12 protein-coding genes and 1 tRNA gene are annotated in these 13,511 nt (G+C 32.3%); 10 read left to right on the top strand and 3 right to left on the bottom strand.

Going from position 1 to position 13,511, the window contains the following annotated elements; translation table 11 throughout:
* Window positions 1-28 precede the first annotated feature (28 nt).
* The gene (locus ACVEGE_RS17325) at window positions 29-2,284 is read left to right on the top strand and encodes an ATP-binding protein (RefSeq protein ID WP_192501791.1); all 2,256 of its coding nucleotides are present in this window, start codon (window positions 29-31) and stop codon (window positions 2,282-2,284) included.
* Here the strand turns inward: ACVEGE_RS17325 and ACVEGE_RS17320 are convergent.
* On the bottom strand, window positions 2,277-2,834 hold the full coding sequence (locus ACVEGE_RS17320; protein ID WP_192501792.1) for a biliverdin-producing heme oxygenase: 558 nt from the start codon (window positions 2,832-2,834) through the stop codon (window positions 2,277-2,279). The two genes, ACVEGE_RS17325 and ACVEGE_RS17320, sit on opposite strands and share 8 nt — an antisense overlap.
* Window positions 2,835-3,014: 180 nt before the next feature.
* On the opposite strand from ACVEGE_RS17320, the gene ACVEGE_RS17315 reads away from it, so the two are divergent.
* The 7 genes from ACVEGE_RS17315 (at window position 3,015) to ACVEGE_RS17285 (ending at window position 8,783) form a co-directional block, all read left to right on the top strand.
* Entirely contained in the window at window positions 3,015-3,965 is a 951-nt protein-coding gene (locus ACVEGE_RS17315; protein WP_192501793.1) for an isopenicillin N synthase family dioxygenase, read from the top strand.
* A 180-nt stretch (window positions 3,966-4,145) separates the two neighbouring features.
* Window positions 4,146-4,529, top strand: a complete 384-nt coding sequence (locus tag ACVEGE_RS17310; RefSeq protein WP_173852292.1) for a GxxExxY protein — start codon at window positions 4,146-4,148, stop codon at window positions 4,527-4,529.
* Window positions 4,530-5,000: 471 nt separating this feature from the next.
* Window positions 5,001-5,330, top strand: coding sequence for a translation initiation factor (locus ACVEGE_RS17305; RefSeq protein ID WP_192501794.1), 330 nt, complete (start codon window positions 5,001-5,003; stop codon window positions 5,328-5,330).
* 124 nt (window positions 5,331-5,454) lie between these two features.
* Window positions 5,455-6,324 (top strand): nucleoside phosphorylase, encoded by an 870-nt coding sequence (locus ACVEGE_RS17300; RefSeq protein WP_192501795.1) that lies wholly within the window; start codon window positions 5,455-5,457, stop codon window positions 6,322-6,324.
* 123 nt (window positions 6,325-6,447) lie between these two features.
* A complete protein-coding gene (locus ACVEGE_RS17295) occupies window positions 6,448-6,975 on the top strand; it encodes a GNAT family N-acetyltransferase (protein WP_192501796.1) in 528 nt (175 codons plus the stop codon).
* Between the two features lies 1 nt (window position 6,976).
* Window positions 6,977-7,828 carry a substrate-binding domain-containing protein gene (locus ACVEGE_RS17290; RefSeq protein WP_192501797.1) on the top strand — a complete coding sequence of 284 codons (852 nt, stop codon included), beginning with the start codon at window positions 6,977-6,979 and terminating at the stop codon, window positions 7,826-7,828.
* Between the two features lie 22 nt (window positions 7,829-7,850).
* Window positions 7,851-8,783 (top strand): transglutaminase, encoded by a 933-nt coding sequence (locus tag ACVEGE_RS17285; protein ID WP_173852282.1) that lies wholly within the window; start codon window positions 7,851-7,853, stop codon window positions 8,781-8,783.
* Here the strand turns inward: ACVEGE_RS17285 and ACVEGE_RS17280 are convergent.
* Window positions 8,780-9,697 carry a bestrophin family protein gene (locus ACVEGE_RS17280; protein WP_192501798.1) on the bottom strand — a complete coding sequence of 306 codons (918 nt, stop codon included), beginning with the start codon at window positions 9,695-9,697 and terminating at the stop codon, window positions 8,780-8,782. The genes ACVEGE_RS17285 and ACVEGE_RS17280 overlap by 4 nt on opposite strands.
* Window positions 9,698-10,027: 330 nt before the next feature.
* On the opposite strand from ACVEGE_RS17280, the gene ACVEGE_RS17275 reads away from it, so the two are divergent.
* Together ACVEGE_RS17275 and ACVEGE_RS17270 are read left to right on the top strand one after the other, a co-directional pair.
* Window positions 10,028-11,437, top strand: a complete 1,410-nt coding sequence (locus ACVEGE_RS17275; protein WP_192501799.1) for a glycosyltransferase family 2 protein — start codon at window positions 10,028-10,030, stop codon at window positions 11,435-11,437.
* 691 nt (window positions 11,438-12,128) lie between these two features.
* Window positions 12,129-13,154: an alkane 1-monooxygenase gene (locus ACVEGE_RS17270; protein WP_192501800.1), complete on the top strand. Its 1,026-nt coding sequence runs from the start codon at window positions 12,129-12,131 to the stop codon at window positions 13,152-13,154.
* Window positions 13,155-13,229: 75 nt separating this feature from the next.
* Here ACVEGE_RS17270 and ACVEGE_RS17265 read toward each other — a convergent pair.
* Window positions 13,230-13,304 (bottom strand) — tRNA-Val (locus ACVEGE_RS17265).
* Window positions 13,305-13,511 lie beyond the last annotated feature (207 nt).

The following is a 13,511-nucleotide window of genomic DNA, read 5'->3' as shown; positions in this document are numbered from 1 at the left end:
AAATGCCTACATAAATTAAAATAGAGTAATGAGTTTTAAAAATATTCTTAATAATAGCCTTGTTGATTTAAATAATTGTGAGGACGAGCCCATACATATTCCCGGAGCAATTCAGCCACATGGATTTTTACTTTCTATCGATTCACAAACAACTATTATCACTGTTTGTAGTGAAAATAGTTCTAATTTTATAGGTTTAAATTACGAAAAAGTTTTAGGACAAAAAGTTTCCTTATTATTTAATAATGAAATGATTGCTTCACTGCAAGACTTTAAAATAGATTGCAGTAATCAAGTAAAAACCTTTAACTACAAACTTAATAACACTATTTTTTTGGTTAGTATGCATGCTGCCAATGATCAAATAATTTTAGAATTTGAACCTCTTAATGAACAGTTTGATGAACGAAATGATTTGTTTAATTCCTCTAAACAATTGTTAAGTTATATAGAGAATACACATACATTAATTGATTTAGCACAAGTAGTTACAACTGCAGTAAAAAACATAACCCAATATGATCGAGTAATGGTTTATCGTTTTGATAAAGAGTACAATGGAGAAGTCATTGCTGAAAGTAAAGAATCGTTTTTAGAACCATATTTAGGGTTACATTATCCTCATACTGATATCCCAGCGCAAGCAAGAGAATTGTATATTAAAAATCATCTGAGAATTATAGGTGATGTAAACTACATTCCGGTTCCTTTATATAAATTAAATGAAGCCAAATTTGAGACTCTTGATCTAAGTATGTCAATTCTTAGGAGCGTCTCTCCTATTCATATTGAATACTTGAAAAACATGCATGTGGGTAGCACGCTAACAATTTCATTGATTCATAAAAATAAGCTTTGGGGTTTGATCACTTGCCATCATTCTTTGCCTAAATTTTTAAGTGATGAAATTAAGTCAGCAGTTAAATTGCACGGTCATTTTATTACCTCGCAAATTGATGTGAGATTATTGAATGAAGAATATGAAGTTGCAAAAAAAGCAAATGCAGCATTACGCAATTTAACATCAAGAAAGTCAGACATTAGTAGAGATGGTATTAAAGAGTTAATTGAGAATAAAGCTATTTTAGAACTTTGTAACAGTGATGGTTTTACTGCAGTTATTGGTAATGAAGTATATCAATTTGGTGAAACACCTGCTGATGAAAACAGTAAAAGATTGGCACTTTTTTTATCTGAATTTGTTAAAGAAGATAATTTTTATACCGATTCTTTGTTTTCGATTAGTAACGATTTATCGTTTATTTCTTCTCATTTTCCGGGTATCAATTATTATTCGTTGAATAACGATTTTGATTGTATTATTTGGTACCGCAATCAAACTATAAAAGAAATTAATTGGGCTGGAAACCCTACAAAAGGAACTGAAAATATTGTTGATAAATTGACTCCTAGAAAATCATTTGCAAAATTCATAGAGAATGTTAAAGATCATAGCCGCATTTGGCTAAACTCAGAACTGAGTGCTTGCGAAAACTTTTATAATTTTTTACAAATGCAATTGCGCTCAATTGTAATGCAGGAAGATAAAGAAAATCAGCGAAAATTAACTGAAATTCTTAAAGATACTAATGCAGAGCTAGAGAACATCAATTGGATTAGTACACACGATCTACAAGAGCCTCTTCGTAAAATACGAATGATGGCATCCGTATTAATAGGTGGGAATGAATTACAAGTTCTTCCCGAAGATGTCCAAAATAAAATTTTAAAAATGCAGAATTCGGCTGAGCGCATGCAAAACTTAATTACTGATATTCTTAAATATACTAAAACTGGTGCTCAAAATTCTAATTTTGAAATAATAGACTTAAATGCTTTGTTTGTAGAGTTAAATGAAGAAGAGTTAGTAGATAGTTTTACAACTAATAAAGCTACTTTAGTTATAGAAAAATTGCCTAATATTAACGGAGTTCCTTTTTTATTAAAGCAGCTTTTTTCAAATATTATCAATAACTCAATTAAATTTAAAAGTTTAGATGAGAGTTTATTTATAAAAATAAGCGACAAATCTACTACTCTAAATTCACACCCAAGACACTATCATATTATAGAAATTGAAGATAATGGAATAGGTTTTGAAAATGAATATAAAGAAAAGATTTTTAAAATATTTTCAAGATTAAATAGCAAGGAAGATTATGATGGATCAGGCATTGGTCTCGCTTTATGTAAAAAAATAATGAGTAAACACGATGGTTTTATCACAGCTGATGGGGCTTTAGGGAAAGGAGTGAAAATTCACCTCTACTTTCCTGTTAATTAAGTAGTAGCCAATTTTCTAACGCTTTAAAGGTGTTTTGCGCCGCATTTAAAGTGCTTTTTTCATCAAACTCGACTTTGGTTTCTTGTATCGAATTTTTAAACTGCTTCCACATTTCCATGGTGTTTTCACCGTAGGAAAGAAAATAATTTATTTGAGAATCGTCTAATGAAGGTAATTGCTTTTTTAGCATCCCTGCAATAAACTGACCACCTAAGGTAGAACCTTCTATTACATATAGAACACCTAAAGCCTCAGAAACAGTTCTAATGGTTTCAGGATAATTATTTACACTTTTAATGGCTACGCTGTGATTTAAGTTTACCAAATCAGTATGTAAATTGGCAACATGAACCCGCTTACTCATATCAGGTAGTAGCGTTTTATCTATAATGCTGTGCACTTTTTTCTCTAACTCAAAATAGAATCCGTACAGCTGAAAAAGTAAATTAGCATATTGCTCCTGTGAAGAGAGGTTTTTCAGTTTTTGAACTAATACCTTCTCAACGCTACTGTGGTTTATTTTTGTGGCAATTTTTAAATGATCTAACAAGGATGTTTTTTTAAGATTATAGATGCCAAAAGTAAACTATTGGTACAGATAAATACAGTGTATAGCTGTTAATGAATACTAAAAATTGTTATTGGATAAAAAAAGTAATACAAATTAAATTATTACATTTACGGCAATGAAATTAATATAGCTATTATATTAATAAATAAATTTATAAGTATGCAACAAATTCCTAGTGTTGACTTACGTGATTTCCTGTCGGATGATCCGGCACGTAAACAAAAATTTGTAAATGAAATCGGAAGTGCATTTGAAGAAATTGGCTTCGTAGCACTAAAAGGTCATTTTTTAAATGATCAATTAGTAGAGGAACTGTATGGTGAAATTAGAAATTTTTTCTCTTTACCATTAGAAACAAAACGCAGTTATGAGATTCCAGGAATTGGAGGACAACGCGGTTATGTATCTTTTGGGACAGAACATGCAAAAGGAAGAAAAGAAGGTGATTTGAAAGAATTTTGGCATTTCGGTCAGTATGTGAGCGAAAATTCAAAATACGCTTCAGAATATCCTGAAAATGTGCAGGTAAAAGAACTGCCTAAATTCAATGCTGTAGGTAAGGAAGCGTATCAAATGCTTGAAAAAACAGGAGTTTATGTTTTAAGAGCGCTAGCTTTGCGTTTAGGATTAGACGAATTCTACTTTGACAATTATGCTAAAGATGGAAATTCTATTCTAAGACCTATTCACTACCCTCCTATTACATCTGAACCTGCAAATGCAATTCGTGCAGCTGCTCATGGTGACATCAATTTGATCACTTTGTTAATGGGAGCGCAAGGAAAAGGATTACAAGTTCAAAACCACGAAGGCGACTGGATCGATGCCATTGCTGAGCCAGATGAACTAGTTATTAATGTGGGAGACATGTTATCGCGTCACACTAATAATAGATTGAAATCTACAATTCACCAAGTGGTTAATCCACCAAGAGAATTATGGGGTACTTCAAGATATTCAGTTCCATTTTTTATGCATCCTGTTAGTGATATGCCGTTAAACTGTTTAGAAAACTGTATCGATTCAGAAAATCCTAAACAATTTGAAGACATTACCGCTGGTGATTATTTATATGAACGTTTAGTAGATTTAGGTTTAATCAAAAAATAATTCCTAATTTTACTTCTAGTAATAAAAGACATTGAGTTTACTTGATGTCTTTTTTCTTTTTGATTACTATTGCTAATAAGCACTGAAATATAAAAATTGAACGCGGATGACACGGATTTAAACCGATTTTCGCTGATTAATTATTTAGTGAAGTTTTTTATTAATTCATTAGTATATTTTATGAGTAGTATTTTACATCGCGAGTTAACTCAGTCAGTTTTGAAACATTTTTATGATGTTTACAACGAATTAGGATATGGATTTCTGGAAAGAGTATATCAAAATGCATTGTATTATGAACTTAAAAATAACGGGTTTAAAGTAGAAGCTCAAAAAAAGATAAAGGTGTATTATAAAAAAGTTGAAGTAGGAGAATATTACGCAGATATCATCGTAGATGATTTGGTGATTTTAGAGTTGAAAGCACAAGATTATTTAGTTGAAGAAAATGAATTTCAATTATTAAATTATTTAAAATCCACAGATTGCGAGGTTGGCTTACTTTTAAATTTTGGCAAAAAACCTGAATTTATTAGAAAAGTATATCAAAACAATTATAAATAAAACTGGACATAATATCATAGAGAAAAGTCCGTATCATTCGCGTTCCATTTAAGTCATTGATAGACAAAATAGTTAAAATATACTATCTAGTTATAAGATTAAGAAGTAGATATAAAACAGAAAATAAACAAAAAAATCCGTGACCATCCGTTTAATCCGCGTCATCCGCGTTCCATTTGAGTTATAGCAAGACAAAATAATTGAATTGCCCTATCTAATTATATGATTAAGAAGATAAAAAACAGATAAAAAACAAAAAAAGCCATGACCATCCGTTTAATCCGCGTTCCATTTAATTTATTGAAGACAAAATAGTTAAATTGCAGTATCTAATTGTATGATTAAGAAGATAAAAAACAGAGAAGAAACAAAAAAATCCGTGACAATCTGTTTAATCCGCGTCATCCGCGTTCCATTTAACGGATAATTGGCATTGACATAAAAGCATGAGCAAGCAAAAATAAACATATTATGGACTTAGCAGACCAATTAAAAAATCTTTTCCCAGATCACGAACCACTTCCCGAAGAGCAACCAGAGGAAGTACCTCATGAATTATACGTTCAAAAAGAACCTATGATTTGTAAATTCGAAAAAAGAAAAGGCAAAGCAACCACGATTATCGAAGGCTATGAAGGATCCGACGAAGATTTTAAAATCTTAGCCAAAGAAATCAAAACCAAACTAAGCGTTGGTGGTACCTTTAAAGACGATTCTATTATCATACAAGGCGATTATCGCGATAAAATAATGGAAATATTGAAACTAAAAGGTTTCAAAGTTAAACGTGTGGGTGGATAATCCCCTCCTTGCCTCCCGAAGGGAAGGAACTAAAACAATATAAATAAAAATTGAAATCTAAATCCGGCACTGACTCCCTCTCCTTTGGAGAGGGCTGGGGTGAGGAAAAAACAAAAAAAAACAAATGATACAATCATCAGAATTAATATTAAATCCAGACGGAAGTGTTTATCACTTAAACCTTAAACCAGAAAATATTGCACACGACATCATCTTTGTGGGCGATCAAAACCGTGTGGAAAAAATCACACAATTTTTTGACAGCGTAGAATTTTCGACTCAAAAAAGAGAGTTTAAAACCCAAACGGGAATTTTTAAAGGCAAAAGAATTACTGTTATGTCAACCGGTATAGGCCCTGACAACATTGATATTGTAATTAACGAACTAGATGCCTTAGTGAATATTGATCTAGAAACTCGCAAACCAAAAGAAAACTTAACTTCGCTTAATATCATCCGTATTGGGACGTCGGGTTCTTTGCAAGCTGATATTCCTGTGGATAGTTTTGTAATGTCAAAATTCGGTTTAGGACTTGACAACATGCTCCGCTCCTACTTGATCGACGAAGTCTCCAATGTTGCGATCGAAGATGCTTTTGTGAGCCATACCAATTGGGATTTACGCAAAGGGAAACCGTATGTTATTGCTTGTTCAGAGAAATTAGAAAAAGTAATCGAAAGCGATAAAATGCACAAAGGAATCACGGCTACAGCTGGAGGTTTTTACGGACCACAAGGGCGTGTATTGCGTCTTAATATTCAGGATGAAAGTTTAAATTCTAAAATGGACAACTTCACATTTGAAAATAATCGCATTACGAATCTCGAAATGGAAACGGCAGCAATATATGGTCTTTCGGCGCTTTTAGGACACCATGCGCTATCACTAAACGCAATTATTGCTAATCGTGCTAATGGGACTTTTAGTGCTGATCCGTACAAAGCAGTCGACGCCTTAATTGCTTATACATTAGACAAATTAGCTACTAATTAATTTATTTAGGAGCTGTTTCCTGCTATCCGCTGTATTCCCGATAAATAAAAACTACGGCTTAAAAAAGCCTTGTTTTTATTTATCGGGAGATGCCGCTCCTATCAGGGCTAAAAATGAATAACCATGAGGATCATCATCGAAACCGAAAGGCTTCTTTTAAGAGAAATACTAGATACTGATCTCGAAGGAATGTTTGCGTTAGACAATAATCCAAATGTGCACACATATTTGGGCAAAAACCCTATACTGACTATTGATAAAAGTCAGGATTATATTAACAAAATCCGGAAACAATATGTAGTGCACGGTATTGGTCGCTATGCGGTTATTCTTAAAGATACCAAACAATTTATAGGCTGGTGCGGTATAAAGTACATCACAGAACCCGAGAACGGACATGTGAATTTTCACGAAATAGGCTATCGTTTTATCGAAGACTATTGGGGAAAAGGCTACGGTTATGAATCGGCGAAAGCTTGGCTTGATTACGGTTTCAATACCATGAATATTAAAACCATCTATGCTTCGGCACATATTGATAATAAAGGTTCGCGCCACATTCTGGGAAAATTAGGGATGCAAACAAAAAACGAGTTTGAGTGGAATAAAATTCCGTGTATTTGGTTCGAATTAGAAAATAAAACGATTTAACATGACTACAATTAAAATAGCTGGAGTACCAGAACACTTCAATTTACCTTGGCATTTAGCCATAGACAATAACGAATTTGAACAGCAAAACATCAATTTACAATGGACAGATGTTCCAGAAGGAACGGGTAAAATGTGCCAAATGTTACGTTCAGGAGAAACAGATATTGCTGTAATCTTAACTGAAGGTATTGTTAAGGATATTGTTGCTGGCAATCCTTCTAAAATTGTGCAAGTTTATGTTGATTCTCCTTTAATATGGGGAATTCACGTAGCTGAAAAGTCGCCTTATAAAACAATCTCTGACTTAGAAAATAAGAAATGTGCCATTTCAAGAGTAGGTTCTGGCTCGCAATTAATGGCTTACGTTAATGCTGGAAATCAAAATTGGAATACAGATGATTTGCAATTTGAAATTATCAATACCATCGATGGCGCTGTCGAAGCTTTGACTGCGGGAACTGCAGATTATTTTATGTGGGAACGTTTCATGACTAAACCTCTAGTTGATAAAGGTGTTTTTAGACGTGTTGGTGACTGCCCAACTCCATGGCCTTGCTTTGTAATTGCTGTTCGTGAGGAAATTTTAGAACAACATCCAGAGGTCATCAAAACAATTTTGGATACCATTAATAAAAAAACAAACAGTTTTAAAAATATTCCAAATATTGAAGAAGCTTTGGCTACAAAATACCACCAAAAAACAGTTGATATTCAGGAATGGATGGCTTTGACGACTTGGTCACAAAATCCATTATCTAAAAATTTGTTAAACAATGTCCAAAATCAGTTATTTCAGCTTAAAATCATTGATAAAATAGGTACTTTTGAGGAAATTGTAAAAACATTATAGTTCTTACACTTTTTGGTAAACAATGATAAACTTTAAAAATATTTCTTTTCAGGATATAAAGCAAAAACTGCAGGTTAAAAAACCGTGGGATGATGTGATTATATTTGTTTTGAATATTCTTATTGCTATTCCAGTTTTTATAGTTGCCCATCAAAATTTAATAGAACTAAATTGGCCTTTCAATCTAGATCGAATTTTGCTTTTTTTATTATTAATTGTAGTAATACAGTTGATTTTAAGAATGTTGAGAACAATAATTATAATTTGTATTTTAATATATGTCTTAGTATTATTCTATGGAACCGTATTTGGAAATTACGGTTTTAATAGCGTATATGAGGATTACGACTCGATGATTTACACGATGTCTGACAATCCGTTTCCGCAGGATATTATTATTTCTAAATTACTGCCTTTTCCTAATAAGTCAAAGATATTGAATGCCATTGAGTATAAAAACCCAAAGGTTAGAAATTTTGCTATAATGGCCACTTCAAAAAATTTCAAAGATGTCAAAGGGTATTCTGATTACAGGACCATTATTCAATGCTTTGCTGTTTTTAAAGAAATAAACGGCCGTTGGAATTATGTAAACGATCCTAAAGACGGAGATTATATTGCTACGGCAAGTGAATCATTAGATTATTTTTCAGGAGATTGTGATGATCATTCCATCTTGATGGCGGCTGCAGTACGTGCTATTGGCGGTACACCGCGACTGATTCATACTAAAGGGCATATTTATCCGGAAATATTAATTGGTACCATGAATGATCTTGAAACAGTCAACTATTTGATAAAAAATGTATTATTTGTTAAAGAAAGTTACGGCAAACAACTGCATTATCATATTGATGAACGTGACCAAGTTTGGTTAAACTTAGACTACACCGCGAGATATCCAGGCGGACCCTTTTTATCCGAAGAAATTCTGGGAGCTTTAACGCTTAACTAAGTAATATAGTAATCATTAGAAGGAACAATAGCTTCAATTTTTTCATTATTGATTTCTGATAAGGTATTTTCAATCATTTTAGACATGGCATCTAAAGCCAAATCATTTGGCTGCGTACCAAAAGGATCTTCTAGTTCATCAGCAATGGCTTCAAGCGCTACAAATGTGTAAGCAATAAAAACAAGTACAAAAGGCATCATCCACAACATATTTTCTCCAAAACCAAAAGGCAATAAAAAGCAATAGATATAAACTGTACGATGTAGCAAAATGCTATAAGTATACGGAATGGGTGTGCTAGAAATCCTTTCACAGCCTCCTATTATAGCAGATAATTTATTAAGATTTTCATCAAAAGCAATTTGAGTAATACTGTCTAGTTTACCGTCTCTTTTTGCATTTTTAACCCAGATTCCAAGTTCTTTCAAAATCATTATAGGTTTAAAAACTGCTGCTTGCAACTTGCTATCGTATCCATTTCCTAGTAAACGCTGCATATCATTGTCGGGATTTGTCTCTCTTAATTGATGTTTTAAAGCATGTACTAAAGCAGATAAGAGTAAAACGAATTGGGTTTGCTGTTCTTGATAATCATCGCTATCTATTAACGTATGTGATTGACGCGCTAGAGAACGAGTATCATTTAAAAGCGAACCCCAAAGCTTCCTGCCTTCCCAGAATCGATCGTAACTAACCGTATTTCTAAAACCTAAAAATATAGCTAATGCGATTCCGAAGAGTGTAAATATTGCTGGATTGATATAGAAATTATTTTCATGTAGAAAATCTCTAAAATAAACAATTACAGTAGTGTAAATGAAGAGTATTGTTAAGCGAGGTAATAATTGTGGTAGCACTGATCCGTTCCATTCAAACAGCATACTAAACCAGTTGGTTTTTTTCTTTGTAATCATATCGTAAAAATACTAATTCTTGATTAAAATTATAGATTTCGATAAAAATTAAAAATAATAGTTGATTTCAAAATGCGATCGTTTCGCTCTATTATAAGGTAGTATTTCATTATTCAATAGCAATAAAACAAATAGTAATTGTAGTATAACGATCTGGAATAAGAATATTTCCAGGGAACAATGTTGAGTAATGGATACTTTTTGGGTAATATGTATACACTATTAAAATTGGCACCGTAGCTTAAGCCACTGTATTGTAGTGTTTAGAGGTTTTGGAACAAGAGTTGCTTAATTGATTAAAACAAATACTCAATCAAATAAGTACACAATATGAAAACACAAACTCTAAACGCAAACAGCATTTTCTTTACTAGTGAAGATACTGTTACTATAAATAAAACGAAACCGTCTAAAAGTATGCTAACCAATCGCATTATTTTAACGGCAACAATGTTGTTACTAATTGGTGGTGCATCTGTTGTGTATATCCTACAGCCTGAATTTTATAACTTTAATCAAAGTAGAATCAATTCACCACTTGGATTAGCTTTTTTAGGAGTAACGCTTGCTTTGCTTTTATTTAAAATTTCGTTTTTACTTTATAATGTTTTTTTATATTTTAAATACAAACCTATCGAGTCAGTTACTGATGAATTATTACCTACTTGTACCGTGATTGTTCCTGCTTATAATGAAGGAAATCTAGTGTATCAAACTTTATTAAGTATTGCTAATAGTGATTTTCCAAAACATAAGCTTCAAATTCTAGCCATTGATGATGGTAGTAAAGACAATACATGGGATTGGATGAAGAAAGCTAAGCAAGAATTGGGTGACCAAATTGTTATTTTTCAACAACCAAAAAACATGGGTAAAAGGCATGCCCTTTACCGTGGTTTCAATATGGGAACAGGAGAGATTTTTGTAACAATTGATAGTGATTCAATCATAAAAACAGATACTTTAAGAAACTTGGTTAGTCCATTTATAGTTGACAAAAGTTGTGGTGCTGTAGCAGGAAATGTGCGTGTTTTGAATAACAAAAATGCTATTTTACCTAAAATGTTAAACGTAAGTTTCGTAATGAGTTTTGAATTTGTTAGATCTGCTGAAAGTCAATTAGGTAGTGTATTGTGCACACCTGGAGCTTTAGCAGCTTATAGAAGTTCAGCTGTATTTAAATGTCTTCCTGATTGGATCAACCAAAAATTTATGGGAACTGCATCAGATATTGGTGAAGACCGCGCAATGACGAATATGATATTGAAACAAGGAAAAAAAGTACTTTTTCAACGCAATGCAATTGTATTGACTGATGTACCAGAACAATATAAAGGGTTGTACAAAATGTTCATCCGTTGGGGACGTAGTAATGTTCGTGAAAATTTAGCTATGGCTAAATATGTTTTTACAAATTTTAAAGAAGAGTCTAAAGTTGGAACACGATTATTGTTCATCAATCAGTTTCTAACAATAGCAATGACGTACCCTTTTTTATTATTTACATTGTTTTTTATAATAATACATCCATTATTATTTTTAAGCTCAACGTTATTAGGAATATTAATTTTCTCAAGTTTTCCAGTACTTTTCTATGCTAAAAAATACAGCGCTGCTGAATCATTATGGGCTTATGCTTACAGTGTTTTGTACACTTTTGGTTTATTTTGGATTGCACCTTATGCCATTGCAACAGCAGGAAAAAGTGGTTGGTTAACGCGTGAATTACCCCAAAAATAAAATTAATACAGTAATGCTGTTTCATTAATTGTATCAATAAAAAAAACCGACTCAAATTAATATTGAGTCGGTTTTTTTTTAGGTATTATAATAGTTTTATAAAACTAAGTAACGGTTAAAAATTTATACGTCAAAAGTTAGATAAAATTCATGCAAATCCTGTAAAAGATAAAATTGTTACTTTACCAGAAGACAATTATTTTAGTTCCACACGAAATTATGCGGCTTTAGGTGCTGAATTAGAGGTAGTTTTATTAGATTTCTTTTAGATGACAATTGTAGTGATCGCAGGTAAATACCTGCTCGATATCAAAATTAAGATCAGTTTTTTCTTTTGGATTTTTAAAGGCTCATATCATGATATCATTTCTGAAAAATATAAAAACAGAAACTTATGGATAGGTTACATTTTAACTTTAGCGACAGCTTTATTAGTGGTTTATTTTATAGTAAAAGGCGAGATATAAATTCATTTTTTCTATTCGTTTACTGACAAAACGAGAGCAATTTATTGCAAACGCTAACTTTTCATCAACCACTAAATTATTTCAAATTTTCTTGATGGGCTAGAATGTCATATTCTTTTGTCTGCTATTAAATTTGTTTGTAAAATACTCATTAAAATTAATTTTCGGAAAACTTCTACAAATAAATTTAAATACCTAATTTTATGATCCCTAAATAAAAAAGCATGAAATATCTTGGCGCCTATATTTTACCATTACTAGCAGCATTAGGAATCTATTTACTTGGTTTTTATACTTGGCTCACACCTGTATTTACTTTTGGATTACTGCCAATTTTAGAGCAATATTTGCCAAAAGACAGTCAAAATTATGATGAAGAGGAAAAAATAAGTAGAAGTAAAAAAGTATTGTACGACATCATGTTGTACGTAAACGTGCTTTTTATCTTTTCATTACTGTATTTTGCGCAGCTCACATTGTTAACTAAAAACATACCGCTTTGGCAATGGATCGGATTAGTATTCTCCGTCGGGATCGTTCTAGGTAGCAACGGAATTAATGTAGCACATGAATTAGGACATCGCAATAAAAAATTCGAAAGAATATTAGCAAAAATACTACTTCTTCCGTCCTTTTATACACATTTTTTTATAGAGCACAATCATGGTCACCATTTAAATGTTGCCACACCCGAAGATCCATCAACGGCAAGAAAAAATCAGAATATATATGCTTTTTGGGTCCAAACAGTATCAGGAACCTATATACAAGCTTGGCAAATACAAAACAATTTAAATAAAAGAAATAACACCTCTTTTTGGAGTATAAATAATGATATGTTATGGTTTCAACTGATGCATGCGTTGTATTTACTGCTAACTTTTATACTTTTTAGTATACAAGGATTGTTATTTGCTGTTTTTGCTGGTTTTGTTGGGCTTTTATTGCTCGAAACTATAAATTACATTGAGCATTATGGTTTAGAACGTAAAAAGCTCGCATCAGGACGTTATGAAAGAGTATCGGAATTACACAGCTGGAATTCGAATCACAGCGCAGGAAGAATCATTTTATATGAATTAACAAGACACAGTGATCATCATTTTAAAGTCACAAAAAAATACCAGATATTAGAGCATAAAGATCAAAGTCCGCAACTACCTTACGGCTACCCTTGCTCAATGGTTATGGCGCTTGTACCACCACTTTGGTTTTCTGTAATGAATAAGGAAGTACCTGTAAATTCATGAAACGAGTTTTATATAAAAAATAGCTTATAAATAAAAAACCTCATAAATCGTTTGATTTATGAGGTTTGTAGTTTGTGGGCGATGAGGGGTTCGAACCCCCGACCCCCTCGGTGTAAACGAGGTGCTCTGAACCAGCTGAGCTAATCGCCCTATTCTTAGCTTTTCACGAAGCGTGTTGTTCGTTATTGCTGGTGCAAAGATACACCTAGAATTGGTATTTACAAGCGTTTTTTAAAAATATTTTAATAAAATTTCACCTCTTTTTTCTTTTATCCTCAAATACAATAACTTACTAAAAAATATTGTGATTATTATTTTTTTGTAATGAATCCCTATAGTGGTACATTTGCATCATAA

This window comes from Flavobacterium sp. PL002 (assembly GCF_054165825.1).
This window is presented reverse-complemented; position numbering and strand designations above follow the sequence as displayed.